This is a genomic window from Pantoea stewartii subsp. stewartii, assembly GCF_008801695.1.
Classification (GTDB): domain Bacteria; phylum Pseudomonadota; class Gammaproteobacteria; order Enterobacterales; family Enterobacteriaceae; genus Pantoea; species Pantoea stewartii.
The window spans coordinates 1-14,994 of sequence record NZ_VZPF01000098.1 but is presented as its reverse complement, the minus strand read 5'-3'; the positions used below and the strand labels follow the sequence as shown (position 1 = coordinate 14,994).

The 14,994-nt window shown below is 56.3% G+C and carries 20 protein-coding genes and 2 pseudogenes; 17 read left to right on the top strand and 5 right to left on the bottom strand.

What is annotated here, in order from left to right; all coding sequences use genetic code 11:
- The first annotated feature begins 158 nt into the window (after window positions 1-158).
- From F7Q90_RS22020 to F7Q90_RS21990, 7 genes are all read left to right on the top strand, one after another.
- Window positions 159-632 (top strand): DnaT-like ssDNA-binding protein, encoded by a 474-nt coding sequence (locus tag F7Q90_RS22020; RefSeq protein WP_006120129.1) that lies wholly within the window; start codon window positions 159-161, stop codon window positions 630-632.
- 78 nt (window positions 633-710) lie between these two features.
- Window positions 711-1,229, top strand: coding sequence for a hypothetical protein (locus F7Q90_RS22015; RefSeq protein WP_006120128.1), 519 nt, complete (start codon window positions 711-713; stop codon window positions 1,227-1,229).
- Window positions 1,226-1,576, top strand: coding sequence for a hypothetical protein (locus F7Q90_RS22010; protein WP_141119383.1), 351 nt, complete (start codon window positions 1,226-1,228; stop codon window positions 1,574-1,576). Before F7Q90_RS22015 ends, F7Q90_RS22010 begins: the two co-directional genes overlap by 4 nt.
- On the top strand, window positions 1,500-2,027 hold the full coding sequence (locus F7Q90_RS22005; RefSeq protein WP_167387060.1) for a phage neck terminator protein: 528 nt from the start codon (window positions 1,500-1,502) through the stop codon (window positions 2,025-2,027). The genes F7Q90_RS22010 and F7Q90_RS22005 overlap by 77 nt, the downstream gene beginning before the upstream one ends.
- A gap of 2 nt (window positions 2,028-2,029) precedes the next feature.
- Window positions 2,030-3,157 carry a DUF3383 family protein gene (locus F7Q90_RS22000; RefSeq protein ID WP_006120125.1) on the top strand — a complete coding sequence of 376 codons (1,128 nt, stop codon included), beginning with the start codon at window positions 2,030-2,032 and terminating at the stop codon, window positions 3,155-3,157.
- Between the two features lie 3 nt (window positions 3,158-3,160).
- Entirely contained in the window at window positions 3,161-3,595 is a 435-nt protein-coding gene (locus F7Q90_RS21995) for a DUF3277 family protein (RefSeq protein WP_006120124.1), read from the top strand.
- The gene (locus F7Q90_RS21990) at window positions 3,595-4,131 is read left to right on the top strand and encodes a phage tail assembly chaperone (protein ID WP_006120123.1); all 537 of its coding nucleotides are present in this window, start codon (window positions 3,595-3,597) and stop codon (window positions 4,129-4,131) included. Before F7Q90_RS21995 ends, F7Q90_RS21990 begins: the two co-directional genes overlap by 1 nt.
- Window positions 4,132-4,792: 661 nt before the next feature.
- Here F7Q90_RS21990 and F7Q90_RS21980 read toward each other — a convergent pair.
- From F7Q90_RS21980 to F7Q90_RS28155, 3 genes are read right to left on the bottom strand one after another with little or no spacing between them, the layout of a single operon-like run.
- Complete coding sequence (locus tag F7Q90_RS21980; protein WP_044242243.1) at window positions 4,793-5,086, bottom strand: HigA family addiction module antitoxin; 294 nt, start codon at window positions 5,084-5,086, stop codon at window positions 4,793-4,795.
- Entirely contained in the window at window positions 5,083-5,373 is a 291-nt protein-coding gene (locus F7Q90_RS21975; RefSeq protein ID WP_006120120.1) for an addiction module antidote protein, read from the bottom strand. The genes F7Q90_RS21980 and F7Q90_RS21975 overlap by 4 nt, the downstream gene beginning before the upstream one ends.
- Complete coding sequence (locus F7Q90_RS28155) at window positions 5,366-5,518, bottom strand: type II toxin-antitoxin system RelE/ParE family toxin (protein ID WP_434547726.1); 153 nt, start codon at window positions 5,516-5,518, stop codon at window positions 5,366-5,368. The genes F7Q90_RS21975 and F7Q90_RS28155 overlap by 8 nt, the downstream gene beginning before the upstream one ends.
- Before the next feature lie 209 nt (window positions 5,519-5,727).
- Here F7Q90_RS28155 and F7Q90_RS21965 point away from each other — a divergent pair, with 209 nt between their 5' ends.
- From F7Q90_RS21965 to F7Q90_RS21920, 10 genes and pseudogenes are all read left to right on the top strand, one after another.
- Window positions 5,728-7,548, top strand: coding sequence for a hypothetical protein (locus F7Q90_RS21965; RefSeq protein WP_006120118.1), 1,821 nt, complete (start codon window positions 5,728-5,730; stop codon window positions 7,546-7,548).
- On the top strand, window positions 7,545-8,330 hold the full coding sequence (locus F7Q90_RS21960; protein ID WP_006120117.1) for a phage baseplate protein: 786 nt from the start codon (window positions 7,545-7,547) through the stop codon (window positions 8,328-8,330). The genes F7Q90_RS21965 and F7Q90_RS21960 overlap by 4 nt, the downstream gene beginning before the upstream one ends.
- A gap of 2 nt (window positions 8,331-8,332) precedes the next feature.
- Window positions 8,333-8,665, top strand: coding sequence for a phage baseplate plug family protein (locus tag F7Q90_RS21955; RefSeq protein ID WP_052310135.1), 333 nt, complete (start codon window positions 8,333-8,335; stop codon window positions 8,663-8,665).
- The gene (locus F7Q90_RS21950) at window positions 8,652-9,527 is read left to right on the top strand and encodes a phage protein (RefSeq protein WP_006120115.1); all 876 of its coding nucleotides are present in this window, start codon (window positions 8,652-8,654) and stop codon (window positions 9,525-9,527) included. Before F7Q90_RS21955 ends, F7Q90_RS21950 begins: the two co-directional genes overlap by 14 nt.
- The gene (locus F7Q90_RS21945; RefSeq protein ID WP_052310134.1) at window positions 9,514-10,257 is read left to right on the top strand and encodes a Gp138 family membrane-puncturing spike protein; all 744 of its coding nucleotides are present in this window, start codon (window positions 9,514-9,516) and stop codon (window positions 10,255-10,257) included. Before F7Q90_RS21950 ends, F7Q90_RS21945 begins: the two co-directional genes overlap by 14 nt.
- Complete coding sequence (locus tag F7Q90_RS21940; protein ID WP_044242242.1) at window positions 10,254-10,589, top strand: hypothetical protein; 336 nt, start codon at window positions 10,254-10,256, stop codon at window positions 10,587-10,589. The genes F7Q90_RS21945 and F7Q90_RS21940 overlap by 4 nt, the downstream gene beginning before the upstream one ends.
- Window positions 10,589-11,746 carry a baseplate J/gp47 family protein gene (locus F7Q90_RS21935; protein ID WP_006120112.1) on the top strand — a complete coding sequence of 386 codons (1,158 nt, stop codon included), beginning with the start codon at window positions 10,589-10,591 and terminating at the stop codon, window positions 11,744-11,746. Before F7Q90_RS21940 ends, F7Q90_RS21935 begins: the two co-directional genes overlap by 1 nt.
- Window positions 11,743-12,318 carry a DUF2612 domain-containing protein gene (locus tag F7Q90_RS21930; RefSeq protein WP_151161067.1) on the top strand — a complete coding sequence of 192 codons (576 nt, stop codon included), beginning with the start codon at window positions 11,743-11,745 and terminating at the stop codon, window positions 12,316-12,318. The genes F7Q90_RS21935 and F7Q90_RS21930 overlap by 4 nt, the downstream gene beginning before the upstream one ends.
- Window positions 12,319-12,735: 417 nt before the next feature.
- Window positions 12,736-13,290 (top strand): annotated as a pseudogene (locus F7Q90_RS28150) (phage tail protein); the annotation flags it as partial.
- 11 nt (window positions 13,291-13,301) lie between these two features.
- Complete coding sequence (locus tag F7Q90_RS21920) at window positions 13,302-13,769, top strand: tail fiber assembly protein (protein WP_237166065.1); 468 nt, start codon at window positions 13,302-13,304, stop codon at window positions 13,767-13,769.
- A 288-nt stretch (window positions 13,770-14,057) separates the two neighbouring features.
- Here the strand turns inward: F7Q90_RS21920 and F7Q90_RS21915 are convergent, their stop codons facing one another.
- On the bottom strand, window positions 14,058-14,285 hold the full coding sequence (locus tag F7Q90_RS21915; RefSeq protein WP_006120108.1) for a putative hemolysin: 228 nt from the start codon (window positions 14,283-14,285) through the stop codon (window positions 14,058-14,060).
- A gap of 561 nt (window positions 14,286-14,846) precedes the next feature.
- Window positions 14,847-14,994, bottom strand: a pseudogene (locus F7Q90_RS27965) (IS630 family transposase); the annotation flags it as partial.

Sequence of the window (14,994 nt, the reverse complement as noted above, 5' to 3'; positions counted from 1 at the left end):
AGAGCATCCTGAAAAAAATTCTGACATACTTTACGGGCAGGCATAGCGGTGATCCCATTGAATTTGTGGAAGAATCAGTAGATCACATCTTGCTATGTCTGTCTCATTTTTGTGGGGATTCGTCAGGGCTCCGGCCCCTTTTTTCATGGAGTGCAGGTATGGATATTGATACCGATCCCCTCTCGCCGGATTTTAACAGCTACATCAGCGTGGATGACCTGACGGCGTTTGCTGCCTCACGGGGGCATGATGTGCCCGATGAGGAGCAGTGCCCGGCGCTGCTGTTTCAGGCGATGGATTACCTGAACGGGCTGAACTGGCTGGGTGTACGTTCAGAGCCTGAGCAGCCGCTGCCGTGGCCACGCCGGGGCGTATATGTAGATGATGAGCAACTGTGTCCGGACGTCATTCCCCGCCAGCTGGTGCAGGCACAGTGCCGTCTGGCACTGGCGGCGCAGGACGGTGAACTGGACGGCGCGCTGACGCGTGGCGTCACGATGGAAATAGCCGGTAAGGTCAGTCTGCAGTATTCGGGCGAAGCGGACAGCGGGGCGGTGACCTTTCCCTGGCTTTCCGGCCTGCTGCGCGGCCTGCTTTCTGCGGCGATAAACACGTTTGCGGTGAGGGCGTGACATGGGCGACAGACCGAACACGGCGAAGGTGAAAGCCCTGCTACAGAGCATGATGTCGCTGAAGCAGGCGGCGTCCGGGTGGGCATTCCGCGCGAAAATAACCCGCGCAAGGAAGGCCTGCCGATGGGCAACGCCGGACTGCTGGAGCTGCACGAGTACGGTGGTGATGTTCATGTGCCCGAGCACACTGTCAGCGTGACGCGCCGCATCCGTGCAGACGGCACGTTTGCGTACAGCGGTCAGTTCCGTAAAAACGGCAACTTTCAGACCTTTCATCGCGTACCGGCACATACGGTACACATTCCGGAGCGGTCCATCTTCCGCTACACCTTCCACCAGAATGACTATTTCCGTAAAGAGATGGCCATACGCGCGAAGGCGGTGCTGAACGGCACCATCACCGTGGACGAAGCAATGACGCTGGTGGGCAGCCGGGTGCGCACGAAGCTGCGGGCCGCGTTCACCGACGGACACCTGCAGCCCAATGCGGACAGTACGGCGAAGAAAAAAGGGGGCAAAGAGACGCCACTTATCGACACGCGCGACATGTTCCAGGCCATCACCTTTATTACCGACATCGGGGGAACCAGTAAATGAGGCCAAACGTTCGCCGGGTGGTGACCGGGCGCATGAGTCGGAAGTTTACCGTGACGCACTCTCCGGATAATGACTGGCAGCCTGAGGGCGTAAGCAACAACCGGGGTGTGATTTACCCCGCCGACATGGACGCGCTGCAGTTCGCGCCGGAAGGTACCCGCCTGCATGACGCCATCGTGGTGCTGGCCGCAAGGCGCATGGCGTATGGCGACGTGGTGGCTTGGCACAATGAAAGCTGGCGCGTCGTTCACTTACAGGACTATTCAGATTATGGGTATTACTACGCGCTCGCGGTTCGCGCTAAAGGCCCTGCTGGCCCCGATAGCGGAGTCTTTGCAGACGCCTGAAAAAGCGGTGAAGGTGGTGCTGGCTGATACGGGAGAGCGCATTCCTGACACATGCTTTCTCATGCTTAGCGAAATCTCCGCCATGCAGCTGGGACCGCCAGGGCGGGAGCAGATTTCAGAGGATGAGGAGGAAATCCGCCTTCATCTTGAGCTGATGGTGAGCGTGCAGGCTTTTGGTCCGGGGGCCATGGTGATACTTCGCCGCCTGTCTGCCTGGCTGGGTTCCTCGCCGGGTATGCAGGCCCTGACCGCAGCCGGGACCAGCTGTCCGCATTACACTCTGCCCCGTAATGTCTCCGAAGGCGTGCCCGGCAGCTGGGAGGAAAGGGCAGTGATGACCCTGACCCTTGCCCATGATGACCGCTACACCGTTCCGCTTTCCACCATCAAGACTGTTCCTGTCGGCATTGCCATGGCTACCGGCACCATAAATTTTGATATCGAGAGGTAATCATGTCCCGCGACATTGATGACGTTATTTCAGTTACGGTCAACGCGCCCGCAGACGTCGTTTCAGCGGCGGACTTTGGCACCGTCACGCTGTTCACCACGGAGGCGGCTGGCGTTTTCGACGATGACGTTTACCGCAAATACGGCAATCTGAAGGCATTCCAGGGTGATTTTCCCGATGCCGGCAGCGCGCTGCTGTCCACGGCGGAACTCTTTTTCGAACAGCCGTCCCGCCCGCAGTACCTGTACGTCGCTCTCTGGCCTGCAGATTCGTCTGGCGATCGCGTTTCCCTGTCCGAAGCCTACGAAAACCTCAACGCCAGCTGGTCGGGCTGGTACTGCGGTGCGCCGGTGGGCGAAGTGCTGGATGATGAGGAGTTCGAAGAGGCCTGCGCCTGGATTCAGGCGGCAGGTAAAATTCAGGCCGTGACAATCACCGACATCAGCAGCAAAGCGCTGGCGAAGATTAAGGCGCTGGCCGAAAAACAGTATTACCGCACGCTGCTGCTCGCCGATCGCACCGTCAGCATGCCCGGTCCGTCCGGCGCAGTCTCTGCGGCCGCGCTGCTGTGTTCCATCAACTTCAGCGCTTCTGACTCTCTGCTGACGCTGAAGTTTAAAACGCTGACCGGCGTCACGCCGGATCCGGATATGGACAGCCCGACGGCGGACAAGCTCGATGCGCTGGGCATCAACTACTACACGAAGTTCGGCACCAAAGCGATGCTGGCCGAGGGCTGGATGCTGGGGCAGGTGTACTGGGCGGACGAGGTAATCGGCCTCGACTGGCTGAAAAACAAAATTCAGACCAACACCTTTAACGCCTTTGCCGAGCTGAAAAAGATCGCGCTGTCCGATGCGGGTGTCACCACCATCAAGGGCTACATCGATGCGGTGATGCGCATGGCGGTGAAAAACGGGCTGGTCGGTCCAGGCATCTGGGCGGGTGATAAGGTCGGCCAGCTGGCGACCGGCGACTACCTGGAAAGCGGATACTACATCTACGCGGATTCGGTAGACACGCTGTCCGATGATGATAAAAAAGCGCGTAAATGCCCGCCGATAAACGTCTGCGCACACCTGGCCGGTGCCGTCCATTCGGTGCAGATTATAGTGAATACGGAGCGTTAAGTTATGGCACGTTTTGATATCAAGCAGATCCACCTGATGCTGAATGAACGGGTGATCACCGGCTTTACGGCAGAAAACAACGCCGTGGACTACAAATATGCCAAAGATGCGGGTGAGTACGCGATCGGGGCGCACGGTACCGGGGTATTTATCAGCAATCCGGACGAGTCCACGGTGCTGACCATCCGCATGCTTCAGCACCATCCTGACGTGGCCTGGCTGAACCAGCAGCGTGCGCTGCAGCGTAAGAGCCTGAAATCCTTCACCCCGTTCTCGCTGATTATTACCGATCTGATGAACGACGACGTGGCGACCGGCTCGAAGGGCTTTTTTACCGCGCTGCCTGCTTATACCCGTGGCGCGCAGCATAATCCCGGCGTGTTCACGCTGGCCTTTGAGACAGGCACCATGCTGCTGATGAACGGGATTGACTACTGATGGAACTGAGAAAAACGCTGACCCTGGACGGGGTGGACTACGTGATGACGCCGGTGAATGCGGTATTGGGCTGGAGCTGCCTGCAGAAGCTGCTGGGTGCCATAGGGCGCAGTAAAATGATGAACGGAGGCGACGGCTCGATGGCCACCGCCATTGCGCTGGCGTTTTCGGTAATGGACGGTAAGGAGCTGGCGGAGCTGCAGGGCATGGTGTTCGGCAGCACGGTGGTCCGGACGGAGGCGGGGGCTATGGCGTTTAAGCTGGCGGACCAGGCTGAAACGCACCTCAATACGTACCGGTCTCACCTGCCGCAGCTGCTGGTGGAGGGGGCGCTGTACCAGTTTGAGGATTTTTTTACTGGTATCCGCGCCACGCTGGGCAGTTTGTTTCCGGGGATGGAGTCGGTGATGGCGTTCCTGGCGAAGGCGCGGGAGGTGGCGGGGGAAGCGGATGCTTCGTTACCGAAAACGGAGACGGCCCCGACTGGTTCATCTGGACGCCCGTCATCCGGAAGTTCGCCAGCCTCGCCGAGCTGAAGACGGCCTACAGCTTGGCTGATCTGATGGCGCTACATGACGCCATCAGGGCGTCTGATGAGATCCGGCAGAGGGATATGCCGGAGGATGATTAATAACGCTGAGTACGCAGTGAATAAGCATCAGTCGGGCGTTGTAATATTATTTAACCGGCATGGCTACAATGGTAAGGATAATTAATGACACGGATAGCGGCAATTCTTCATGAACGTTAAAAAATTACTTTCCCGGCACAGCGAGATCCTGACTTTGCTGGTTCTGTTTCTGGGCGGATATGCACTTCTGATGGTGCTTTTCAGCTTTTCAATGAAATTCATGTTTGAAATCCATATTCTTCTTCACCGGATTTTTACCATTATCTGATTAGCCGCAGGATTTAAAAATCCAGCGGTAGACCTGATGAAGAAGATGTCTGAGGATATCAAAAAATCCCCTTACGTTGTTGTTCACAAGGCACTTGCCAGTATCCAGAGCATTATTGACCGTATCCCTGTGATGCAGGATTAATGTCACACCCACAGTCAGTGTAAGCAGTATGGACAACATAATGATCATGCCGCCGGCCCTGATATTTCCAAGCTTACTGTTTATGTCGTTTTTATCCATACTGTTCATAAATGCAATTTCATCACCCTGAAAATTTAATGCAAAATGGGCTCAGTCAGGGGTGGCTGAAAATCGGCCTGACCGCCGGACGCTGAATCTGAGAGGCTGTCCACAGATCGTGCTGCGCCTGCATGCCCGTCCACATCTCAGCACTGGTGCCTAATGCTTCTTCCAGGCGCAGAGCCATATCAGCAGAGATCCCCGCATTGCCATTCAGGATGCGTGAAAGTGTCGCGCGGGTGACACCAAGCGATTTTGCTGCCTCTGTGACGGATATGCCGTCGAGATATTCGCGCAGCACCAAGCCGGGATGTGCTGGATTGTTCATCCGGTTCGAACGAGATTTCATACTGAAGTAGAGTGCAGCCGAAGTCCCAGCGCCTTAACCACTTTTAATATGGTGCCAAACTCCGGGTTCCGGTTGCCGGACAACGCCCGGTACAGGCTTTCGCGGGAAACACCCGCCTCTCTGGCGACCTGCGTCATACCCCGTGCGCGGGCAATGGTTCCCAGCGCACGGGCAATAAATGCCGGATCATCTCCGGCTTCTTCCATGCAGGCGTTGAGGTATTCAGCCATATCCTCTTCAGTTTTGAGGTATTCGGCGGAGTCCCACTGAGAAAAATGTTCAGCCATGATTTGCCTCCTTCCAGCCGCTGGCGATTTTTCTGGCCAGCTTAATATCTTTGGGTTGTGTGCTTTTGTCGCCGCCACACAATAAAACAACAATCTGATCGCCCTGTTGCATGAAATAGACGCGGTAACCGGGGCCATAATGGATTCTGGCCTCACTCAGCCCGTCACCGACAGGCTCTGCATCACCAAAGTTACCCTCTTCATGCGATCTATTCTCATCAATATGCGCGCTCTGGCGCGGGCATCCCTGAGTGAAATAAGCCAGTCGGAAAATGTTTCGCTACGGATAATCTCTTTCATGTCGATAAGTGTAGCCCTTAGGCTACACAATATCAATAAACTATCGGGATAAGCATGGCCCTTATTGACGAATTTCTCTACGCGCTGGGCTTTCAGGCTGACCTCAGAGGCGGCCATGCGTTTGACGAACAGCTGCAGCGCATCGGCGATCACGGTGAATCCACCCGCCACTCCCTGCTCAGCACTATCACGGCAGCCAATCTCCTCTCTCATGCACTGGAAAAGGGCGCAGAAATGGCAAAAGAGGTGGGCGGTGAGTTCATCCGCACCGCCAAAGAGATGGAGGACATGAAGGTCACCTTCGAATCGCTCTACACCACGGCGGCCGAGGGTGAACAGAAGTTTCACTGGCTGGTCAACTTTGCCCGCGCCAATCCGGTCATTGGGCTGGATGCGGCAAAAGAGGCCTTTCTCTCACTGAAAAATAACGGCGTTGAGCCGACAGCCGCCGCCATGAAGGCGATGGGCGATACCATGGCCGCGATGCCGGGGATCGGCTACATGCTGGGCAAGGACGTGGGCGAACTGCTGGAAGGGCGCTATGCAATGGGCGGGGCTATCGCACAGGCCGGGATCAAGCTGTATAAGAGCAGCAAAGGCGGTAAAACTTCATATGAAGGTAGCTATCAGAACCGCGAAGGCCAGACGATACCCATTAAGCTGGATATCAGCGACGCGAATAAGACCATTGAGCAGCTGACAAAAATTCTGGAAGACCGCTTTGGCGGCACGATGGACAAGCACGCCAAAACCATGACGGGACTGATTGCCCGCTGGGGTATGGACTGGAAAAACTTCCAGATGGAAATCATGGATAACCACGTTTTCGCGGCGCTGGAAGATGAGCTGTTCAGCCTCATTACGCAGTGGGAGGTCTGGGCGAAATCGCCCGATGCGCAGGTTATGCTGGGGCTGATTAGTCGGATCCTCACGGTGATCGTCGATATCATTGGCGAAGCCATCCGTCTGACGGGAGCGGTGCTGGCCTGGTTTGATAAGTGGATGGGCAGCGCGAATGGTATTGCCATCATCCTCGGCAGTGTTTTTCTGGCATCAAAATGGACTGCCATTATCGGCCTGGTGGCGAAGCTGGCAGCTGGCTTCCTGGATGTGGCTGCCGCACTTGAGCTGGTGCGTGACGGCGAAGCGGTTGTAGCCGTACTCACTACGCTCATTGATCCGCTTACCCTGATACCGGTGCTGATTACTGCGGCGGTTGCCGGTGTGGCAACACTGGTAACCCAGTGGCACAAATTTCAGGACGGGTTCGCGACCGGCTGGCTGGACACGTTCTTCCTTTATATCAGCGACGGTATTGCACGCATGGGGGCGCTGATTGACTGGCTGGGCGGCAAGGCCCGGATCGGCATACTCAATGCCCTTAGCCTGTCCCCTGGCGGTCTTTCGAAAGAGCAGCAGACTGAGCTGGATGGCCTGCATAAACAGTACGGCATGACCGAGGGTGAATATGAGGACAATGCCACCGCGAAAAACCGCAGAGAACATCGCGACGACCAGAGCCGGGCTAAGCTGCTAGAAAAAGCCCATGCGGCACGTCCTGACGTGAACGATCCAGGGCTGCTGCTGGCTTACATTAAGAAAAGCAGCCCGGATGACTATAACCGGCTGATTGCGCCCATGCTGGCGAAGGCGCCAGAGGGAAAAATGTCTTACAGCTATCCGCATCCGGAGAAAGTGGGACCGACGCAGCAGCTGGCACCGCAGAACGTTACCTGGTCTATTCACAGCGTGATTGTCCAGACAGAGAACGCACTGGGATTCACAAAAAGCCTGTCTGACGAGGCTGCGAAGCACGGCGATTCACTGGCATCTACTCAGTTGAACTTTGGCCTGCCTGCGGGGATGCGCCCATGAGTGACGCAGCAGTAACCACTAAAATCGGCACGTTCGTTTTTGACGTCGTAATGGATGAAAGCCATCACTCTGAACTGAAGGTCACCGATAATCCGGTGGAATCCGGCTCACAGATTTCTGACCACGCCATACTGACGCCGCGGCCTTTTGAAATTACCGGGATCATGGTGGATTTCGACCCGACCGACACGCTGTTCAGTCAGATGGCAGAGGACAACTATGTACGCGAACCGGATTTTATTGATGACCTGCCAATCCCTAGCGAGATAAAGAGCATTACTGCTCAGGGCGTCAGCCTGGCTAACCGAGTGCTGGATCAGGTGGCGTCGGCCGCAAGTTCGCTGGTGGGCGGTTCGACGGGCCAGCGTGCGCTGGCCCCCTGGCTGCCGTCACTGCTGGACAGTGGTTCAGTGGATCTGGCGTCCAGCGACCAGCGCGTGGCCGATGCGCTAAAGGCGCTGCGTAGCATGCAGCAGTCCGCGACCCCGATTGCCATTACCACGCAGACGGCCAGCTATGACCATTGTCTGCTCCTGAATGTGGACGTGAAATTTACGCGTGCTGGATCAGCCGAATTCAGCCTCAGATGCCGGGAAATCTTTATTAGCACCACTCAGACCGCCAGCGGACTCAAGGTGCCCTCGCAGGGAAAGACAGGCAGGCGCACCGCTAAGCAGGCTGCAAATGCCGTTGATAAAGGTAATCAGCAGCTGCAGGCGGTTGATCTGAGTGGTGCAGATGAAAAGCTGAAAAATCAACTCAGCGATGTGACAGGGAGATAATGATGGCAACACTCTACAGACTTGCAGTCAGCAGCGATCCGTACCAGACCATGAAGGTCACGGTCGGCGACACAAAATATCAGCTGAGCCTGCGCTATAACCCGGTGCCCACCGGCGGACAATGGCTGGTGGACATCACCGATGCCGGTATCAGTAAAGCGCTCATCAGCGGCTATGCCCTGGTCTGCGGCGTGCCGGTGCTCAAGCGCACCCGGCTACCGTTCTGGCTGTACCTTTACGACAGCAGCGGTAACGCCCTCAATCCCTTTGGCGGCAGCGACATGGGCAGCCGCTGCATTCTTTATCTGATGGACAGGAGCGATGACAGCGATTAGACAATTTGGCCGTCAGTGCATTCTGACGATCGGCAACAGCAAAGAATCCATTCAGATTAACAACCTCCGCACCGCCTTCAGTATTTCCCACACTCACGATAAAACGCCCAACAAGGCCACAATCCGCATCTGGAACCTGAACCCCTCGCATCGTCATCAGGTGACCGGCGGGGAGTTTAAGCAGGTGTCGCTGGCTGTCGGCTTCGGCTCGCTGGAGAACTGCCGTGTGTTGTATGCCGGACAGATTACGAAGCCTGCCGTCATCCGCGAAGGTCTGGATTTTATTCTGGAGCTGACCTGTGACGACGGCGCGACCGCGTACCGGGATGCGTTCGTGAACGTGACGCTGGCGGCGGGCAGCACGCATGAGGACGTGATTGCGCACTGTGTGGGGCAGATGACCGGCATCACGCCGGGAAACATCGGCCTGCCCGGTACCGTGACGTTTAAGCGGGCGAAGGTCTGCTACGGCCCCGCGCGGCACGTCATGACCCAGGTCGCCGATCATCATGGCGCGGACTGGATGATCCAGAACGGCGAGCTGCACATCCTGCACCCGGACTACTGCCTACCGGGTGAGGGCGTGTTACTGAATGAGTCCAGCGGCATGCTGGGCAGCCCGAAACCCACCGATCGGGGACTGGAGTTGTCGTGCCTGTTGCGCCCGGAAATCATCGTGGGCTCGCTGGTGCGCATTGAGTCCATCGTCACGGACTATAACGGCGACTACAAGGTGGCGGCAGTTAAGTCGGAGGGCGATACGCACGCGTCCCGCTGGGAGTCGCGGCTGACGCTGGTGAACGGGAAGTTTAAGCAGGCGAAAAAGCTGAAGAAGAGGAAGAAACAGGATGAGCACGCTTGACCGCGATACGGCATCTATGGATTCAGTGATGGAGGCGGCTGCCAGTGACTTGTCGGGCAGGCTGCGCGTGGCCATGCCTGCTATCGTGACGGCCTTTGACGACAAAAATCAGACGGTGACGCTGCAGGCGGCCATTGCCGGTACCGATGAGAACGGTGGGGCAATGACGCCGCCGGTGCTGGCCGATGTGCCGGTGAAGTTTCCGCGCGGCGGCGGGTTTGCGTTCACCTTTCCGGTGAACCCAGGCGATGAGGGCTGGGTGCTGTTTGCCGATCGCTGTATCGACGACTGGTTCACCACGGGTCTGGTGAGCCAGGCCGCCGAACACCGGCAGCATGACTGGAGCGACGGCGGGTTTCTGCCGGGGTTCTCGAGTCTGGCGCGGGCTATTGGCAGCTTCCGTAATGACGCCATCGTGATGTGCCAGCTCGATGGTCCCGGCTATGTGGCCATCGATACCGGCGGGAACGTTGACATCAATGGCACGAAGCTGACCGTTCACTGCCAGGTCGAATTTAAGAAGCCGGTCACGATGGACGACACGCTGACCGTCACGGGCGCGGCAGCGATGAACGGCGGCCTGTCGGCCAGCGGAGGCGAGGGCGCAGCCGCGAAAATTAGTGGGGCGGTTGAGGTCACCGGCGGCGACGTGACGGTTGACGGCATTGGCAGCAAATCCCACCACCACACCGACAGCCAGAACGGGCAGACCTCGGAGGCGCAGGCATGAGAACGAGGCGGCTTGATGCGGACGGCGACTGGACATTCGGGTGGGGGCGCGGCTCCTATGCCACAAAGTCTGAGTGTGTACGCATCCGGCTGCTGTCGCTGAAGCAGGACTGGTTTCTGAACCTCGACCACGGTCTGGATTGGACCGGCAATATGGCGCGGCGCGGGTCGCGGGTGAAGCTGGAATCCGACATCCGCAGCTGCATTCTGCAGACGGACGGGGTGAAGACGCTGACGGCGTTTGATACGCAGTACGTGCCGAAGTCGAGAAAACTGACGGTCGCGGCCACCTTCACCGACATATATGGCACAGAGAGCGAGGTAACGGCCTGATGGGAAAACTGACGGATCAGGGCTACGTCGCTGACCGGCTCGACGATATTTTTTCCGGCCTGGTGACGAAATTTAAGGGCATCTACGGGGACGACATTCTGACGGACCCGGACGATCCGGACGGGCAGATGATCGGCATCTTTGCCCAGATGCGGGCGGACGTTGAGGGTGTGATTGAGGCCGTGGTGCAGGCAAACGACCCGGACAATGCTACCGGCACCTGGCTGGAGCAGAAGGTGGCGTTTGCCGGGCTGACGCGGCGTGGAGCGTCTTATTCGGTAATTCAGGACGTGCTGCTTACCGGCACCGCGGGTAAAAAAGTCCCTGCCGGTGCAACGGTCAGCGGCGGCAACACGCAGTGGGTGACACAGGCTGATGCCACATTCGGGGCTGAGGGCACGGTTAAAACTGACTTCCGCTCGGCGGAGGCGGGGCAGTTCAGCGTGGATGCGGGAGCAAAACTCACCATCGTCACGGTGATTGCTGGCTGGGACTCGGCCACCACCACCGTGGCGGCCACACCCGGTGAAAATGAGGAGACCGACCCGGAGCTGCTGGCGCGGTTTTATAAATCCCGTTCGCGGGCGGCAACAAACTGCGTGGACGGCACGTTGGCGGACGTCGCCGGACTGACGGGGGTGACCGACGTGGTGGCGCTGGAGAACCGGACGGATGAGACCGACGCAAACGGCGTGCCGCCGCACTCGGTGAACTATATCGTCGAGGGTGGAGATAATGCCGCCGTGGCAAAGGCCATCTATGACAACTGGCCGGGTACCGGGTTGCAGGGGGCGGTATCGGTGGACGTAACGCGCTACAGTGGACAAACAGCGGCGATAAAATTCGACCGACCCACCGCCGTCGATATCTCTGCCATTATTAAAATCGGTCGCCGCGAAAACTTCATCCATGTCGATGAGGACACCGTTAAAGCTGCCATCGTAGCACTCGCCTACAAAACCGGAGAGTGGGTTTACCGGTCAGATGTGAGCGCAGCGGCGGGGGCCGTGACCGGCGTGTTCGTCCGTGATGTGCTGCTGGCACGCGACGGGGACGCGCCTGCAGATGTGCTGTCGGTCGCCATCGGTGCACGGGAAAAGGCCCGTTTTCTGACGACCGGTATTACCGTGCAGGTCATTGAGGAAAGCAGCTCATGACCGGGTATGCAGATTTACTCATTTCACAGTACGGCACGAAGCCGAAAGCCAGGGCGACCATTCAGGCGCTGGCGGATGGCATGGCGCAGTCGTTTACCGGCGCGCTGTCGGTGCCTGACATGCTGGATATTGAGCGTGCGGGCGGGGTGAACCTGGGCATCATCGGCAAAATCACCGGGCAGGGCAGGGTGCTGAACGGGGCCGTGGCGCGGGAGTTTTTCGCATTTAAAGGATATCCGGACACGCGGGGCTTTCAGGTCAGCAATACAGACGGCTCACCCTGGTACCGCCACGGCGACACCACCAGCGCGTCGGCCACCCTGACCGACGCGGAGATGCGCACGCCCATTCGGGCCAGATGCATAAAAAACTTCTCCGGCTGCACGCTGGACGACCTGGAGCGTGCCTGTGAGCTACTGTTTGGCGCAGGGCGCTGTCTGGTCGATGTCACAGGTCCCTGCCACTGGAAGATAACCACCACTGGCGCGGAAGCCTTTGTGCTTTTCTGCGCGAAATCGCTCGACGTGCTGCCGCGCGCGTCGGGCATGAATTATACGTTTGTGGAGAATTAAGGTATGGCAATAGGAAAGCGACCTGACGGAGAAGTCTTTGCCTCAGGGGCAAATGAGGGTGAGGTACTGGATTTTCCCTCCGTGCCCCGAGGCTGGGGGGTCACGACTGACGGTAAAGGCCCGGACGGAAAAACCGTAACCGATCCGACTAACGGCATTCCGCCGATGGAATGGGTTAATGCGCTGCAGAAGCGAACGGACGAGGCGATTTTGTGGCTTGAGCAGAACGCCTGGCCGGACTGGCAAAAGGGGACGTGGCCGAAAGGCGCTACGGTGGTGAACGGCGGTACCGTCTGGCGGGCGCAGAACGACACGGCTCTTGAACCCACAGAGACTACTGACGATTGGCTGGCGCTGTTTCCGCTCACGAATCTGGATGCGCGATATCTGCATGCGGATAACAGCGTAAATTTTTATCCTGTAGGTGCCCCTGTCCCATGGCCAATGGATAAACCTCCTGAATTTTACGCCATTCTTCAGGGCCAGGCCTTCGACACGACAAAGTATCCTCAACTGGCCGCTGCGTACCCTTCAGGAAAGCTGCCTGACATGCGTGGCCAGACCATTAAAGGCAAATCCGATGACCGGGCCGTTCTCAGTCCTGAAGCAGGCGGCATTCAGTCGCACACCCATACAGGCGCGGTAGCCGCAACGGACCTCGGCAGCCCCAACACCAGCGTGTTTGATTACGGCAATAAGGCGACTGATGTGCAGGGCCAGCATAATCACGCTTATGACTGGTTTGGGGGCGGCCCTGATGTTTACCACGTTTCCATGGATGATGTTCATATGGGTAACCAGGACCGTGCGACCAGCGATTCTGGCAATCATGCCCATACCGTTGTGATTGGTCCTCACCAGCACACTGTCCCGCTGGGTCCGCACGGCCACGGCCTGACCATCAATGCGACCGGAAACGCTGCCAATACCGTAGACAATATTGCATTTAATTACATCGTGAGACTCGCATAATGACCTTTGAAATGTCAGATAAAGCACAGACGCTGAAGATTTATAACCTGCGACCGGATACGCAGGAATTTATAGGCAGGAGTGACTGTTACATTCCTGCACATACCGGCCTGCCAGCTAACTGCACACTGGCCCCGCCACCAGATATTCCGGTAGGTAGCGCCGCTGTTTATCACGCTGAGCAGGATAAATGGTCGCTGGTCGCGGACCACAGAGGTAAGACTGTTTACAGTCTTACTGATGGTTCACCGCAACTGATTACTTCACTGGGAGACCTGCCTGACGGCACCGTATCAACGGCACCTGCAGAGCAATATATGAAATGGGACGGCAGCGCATGGGTACATGATGCAAATGAAGAAAAAGCCGCCTTTCAGGAGAAAGCCCGTGCGCAGCGCCAGAGCCTGCTCACTGCTGCGAATGTGGTCACTTCCGACTGGCGCACAGAGCTGCAGCTTGGCGTCGGCTTTGTTGAATAATAGGTAATCATTCTGTTTTGTCTGCACTGTTTTGGTAGAAAACGCTGATGCCAGACAGAACACCGTCATACGCAAGCATGTAATGCATTGATTTTATGTTATCTGAAACAACCGTTTTCATAGTACCACAGCATAAAATCCATTTATTCAACAAAGCCTATATCTTTCCTTGTATGTTCTGATTATGGCAGGGTTATATAATTATATTTCCAGTTCGTCTTAGTAATCAATGCATGTCCGTAGATTCGTTTTGAGGAGAAAACACATTACAGCGGACTTATACAGGCGTCACTTACCATCTTTTCTGAACAGAGTCCATTCTTCTATGCGTTCGCCGCTGGGTAGTGTGCAGTATCCCACTTCGCCCCCGGGTTCCTTAACGATGTCCAGTTTGCCGCCAATTTTTTCACAGTACACCGAGGCAGGATTAGCCATGCCAGTCTGATGTTGCTGGACTTTAAGCGGTGAACAGCCGGCCAGCAAGGCGGTGGCTGAGATAAGTAATAATGTTTTCAAAATTAACCTCATTGAATAATACTAGTGGCTTAGACGCTGTCTCATCTCGCGCTGATACTTGTGGTAGTCATCGTCACACTCTGCGGAGCAAAACGCTGTGTTGGCGATGACAGGTTCATCTTTACACCAGATGCAATTTCCGTCCAGGCTGACAGGCCTTTGTTTGCGGGCTGCGAGAGCTGCTTCTCTAAGTGTGATTTCCTGTTCCTGAGCCAAATCTATCTCATCCATATACACCTCTTGTTAGTATGGTTATTGAATGAGGTGGAATTCTAAAGGCAGATTAGGCCTGAGTACAGTAATTAAGCACAAAAAAGCCCGCGTGGGGGCGGGCGAAACCGATATAGCAACTCTGAAACGACTTTTAAGCTACAAGACGATATTGGTTGTTTTATAATTACATGTCTTTCAGAAAGTTCTTGTTTTCATATTTTACTGTGTTAGTTTCGTTTTTCTAGGTAATTCAATGAATTATTTAAGTGCCAGTAACTACGCCAATTCATATCTATTTTTTCATGAGGACAAATCATCGGCATATCTAAATAACTGATCCTAATACCGCTACACTTTAGCCAGCCCATGTTTCCCCCGGGGAATGGGCTGACGGTATTCATAAAGTGATGGACCTTTTTCAACAGTTGCCACATTGAACTGCACTGGTGATTTCGGGTTATTGTCTCATGAAGCGCCTGCCACAACCGTTCGACAT

What these genes read in the sequence shown, in the direction of transcription:
- F7Q90_RS22020 (WP_006120129.1), top strand. Translation starts at nt 159, where the DNA reads ATGGATATTGATACCGATCCCCTCTCGCCGGATTTTAACAGCTACATC.
- F7Q90_RS22010 (WP_141119383.1), top strand. Translation starts at nt 1,226, where the DNA reads ATGAGGCCAAACGTTCGCCGGGTGGTGACCGGGCGCATGAGTCGGAAG.
- F7Q90_RS22005 (WP_167387060.1), top strand. Translation starts at nt 1,500, where the DNA reads ATGGGTATTACTACGCGCTCGCGGTTCGCGCTAAAGGCCCTGCTGGCC.
- F7Q90_RS22000 (WP_006120125.1), top strand. Translation starts at nt 2,030, where the DNA reads ATGTCCCGCGACATTGATGACGTTATTTCAGTTACGGTCAACGCGCCC.
- F7Q90_RS21995 (WP_006120124.1), top strand. Translation starts at nt 3,161, where the DNA reads ATGGCACGTTTTGATATCAAGCAGATCCACCTGATGCTGAATGAACGG.
- F7Q90_RS21990 (WP_006120123.1), top strand. Translation starts at nt 3,595, where the DNA reads ATGGAACTGAGAAAAACGCTGACCCTGGACGGGGTGGACTACGTGATG.
- F7Q90_RS21980 (WP_044242243.1), bottom strand. Translation starts at nt 5,086, where the DNA reads ATGAAATCTCGTTCGAACCGGATGAACAATCCAGCACATCCCGGCTTG.
- F7Q90_RS21975 (WP_006120120.1), bottom strand. Translation starts at nt 5,373, where the DNA reads ATGGCTGAACATTTTTCTCAGTGGGACTCCGCCGAATACCTCAAAACT.
- F7Q90_RS21965 (WP_006120118.1), top strand. Translation starts at nt 5,728, where the DNA reads ATGGCCCTTATTGACGAATTTCTCTACGCGCTGGGCTTTCAGGCTGAC.
- F7Q90_RS21960 (WP_006120117.1), top strand. Translation starts at nt 7,545, where the DNA reads ATGAGTGACGCAGCAGTAACCACTAAAATCGGCACGTTCGTTTTTGAC.
- F7Q90_RS21955 (WP_052310135.1), top strand. Translation starts at nt 8,333, where the DNA reads ATGGCAACACTCTACAGACTTGCAGTCAGCAGCGATCCGTACCAGACC.
- F7Q90_RS21950 (WP_006120115.1), top strand. Translation starts at nt 8,652, where the DNA reads ATGACAGCGATTAGACAATTTGGCCGTCAGTGCATTCTGACGATCGGC.
- F7Q90_RS21945 (WP_052310134.1), top strand. Translation starts at nt 9,514, where the DNA reads ATGAGCACGCTTGACCGCGATACGGCATCTATGGATTCAGTGATGGAG.
- F7Q90_RS21940 (WP_044242242.1), top strand. Translation starts at nt 10,254, where the DNA reads ATGAGAACGAGGCGGCTTGATGCGGACGGCGACTGGACATTCGGGTGG.
- F7Q90_RS21935 (WP_006120112.1), top strand. Translation starts at nt 10,589, where the DNA reads ATGGGAAAACTGACGGATCAGGGCTACGTCGCTGACCGGCTCGACGAT.
- F7Q90_RS21930 (WP_151161067.1), top strand. Translation starts at nt 11,743, where the DNA reads ATGACCGGGTATGCAGATTTACTCATTTCACAGTACGGCACGAAGCCG.
- F7Q90_RS21920 (WP_237166065.1), top strand. Translation starts at nt 13,302, where the DNA reads ATGTCAGATAAAGCACAGACGCTGAAGATTTATAACCTGCGACCGGAT.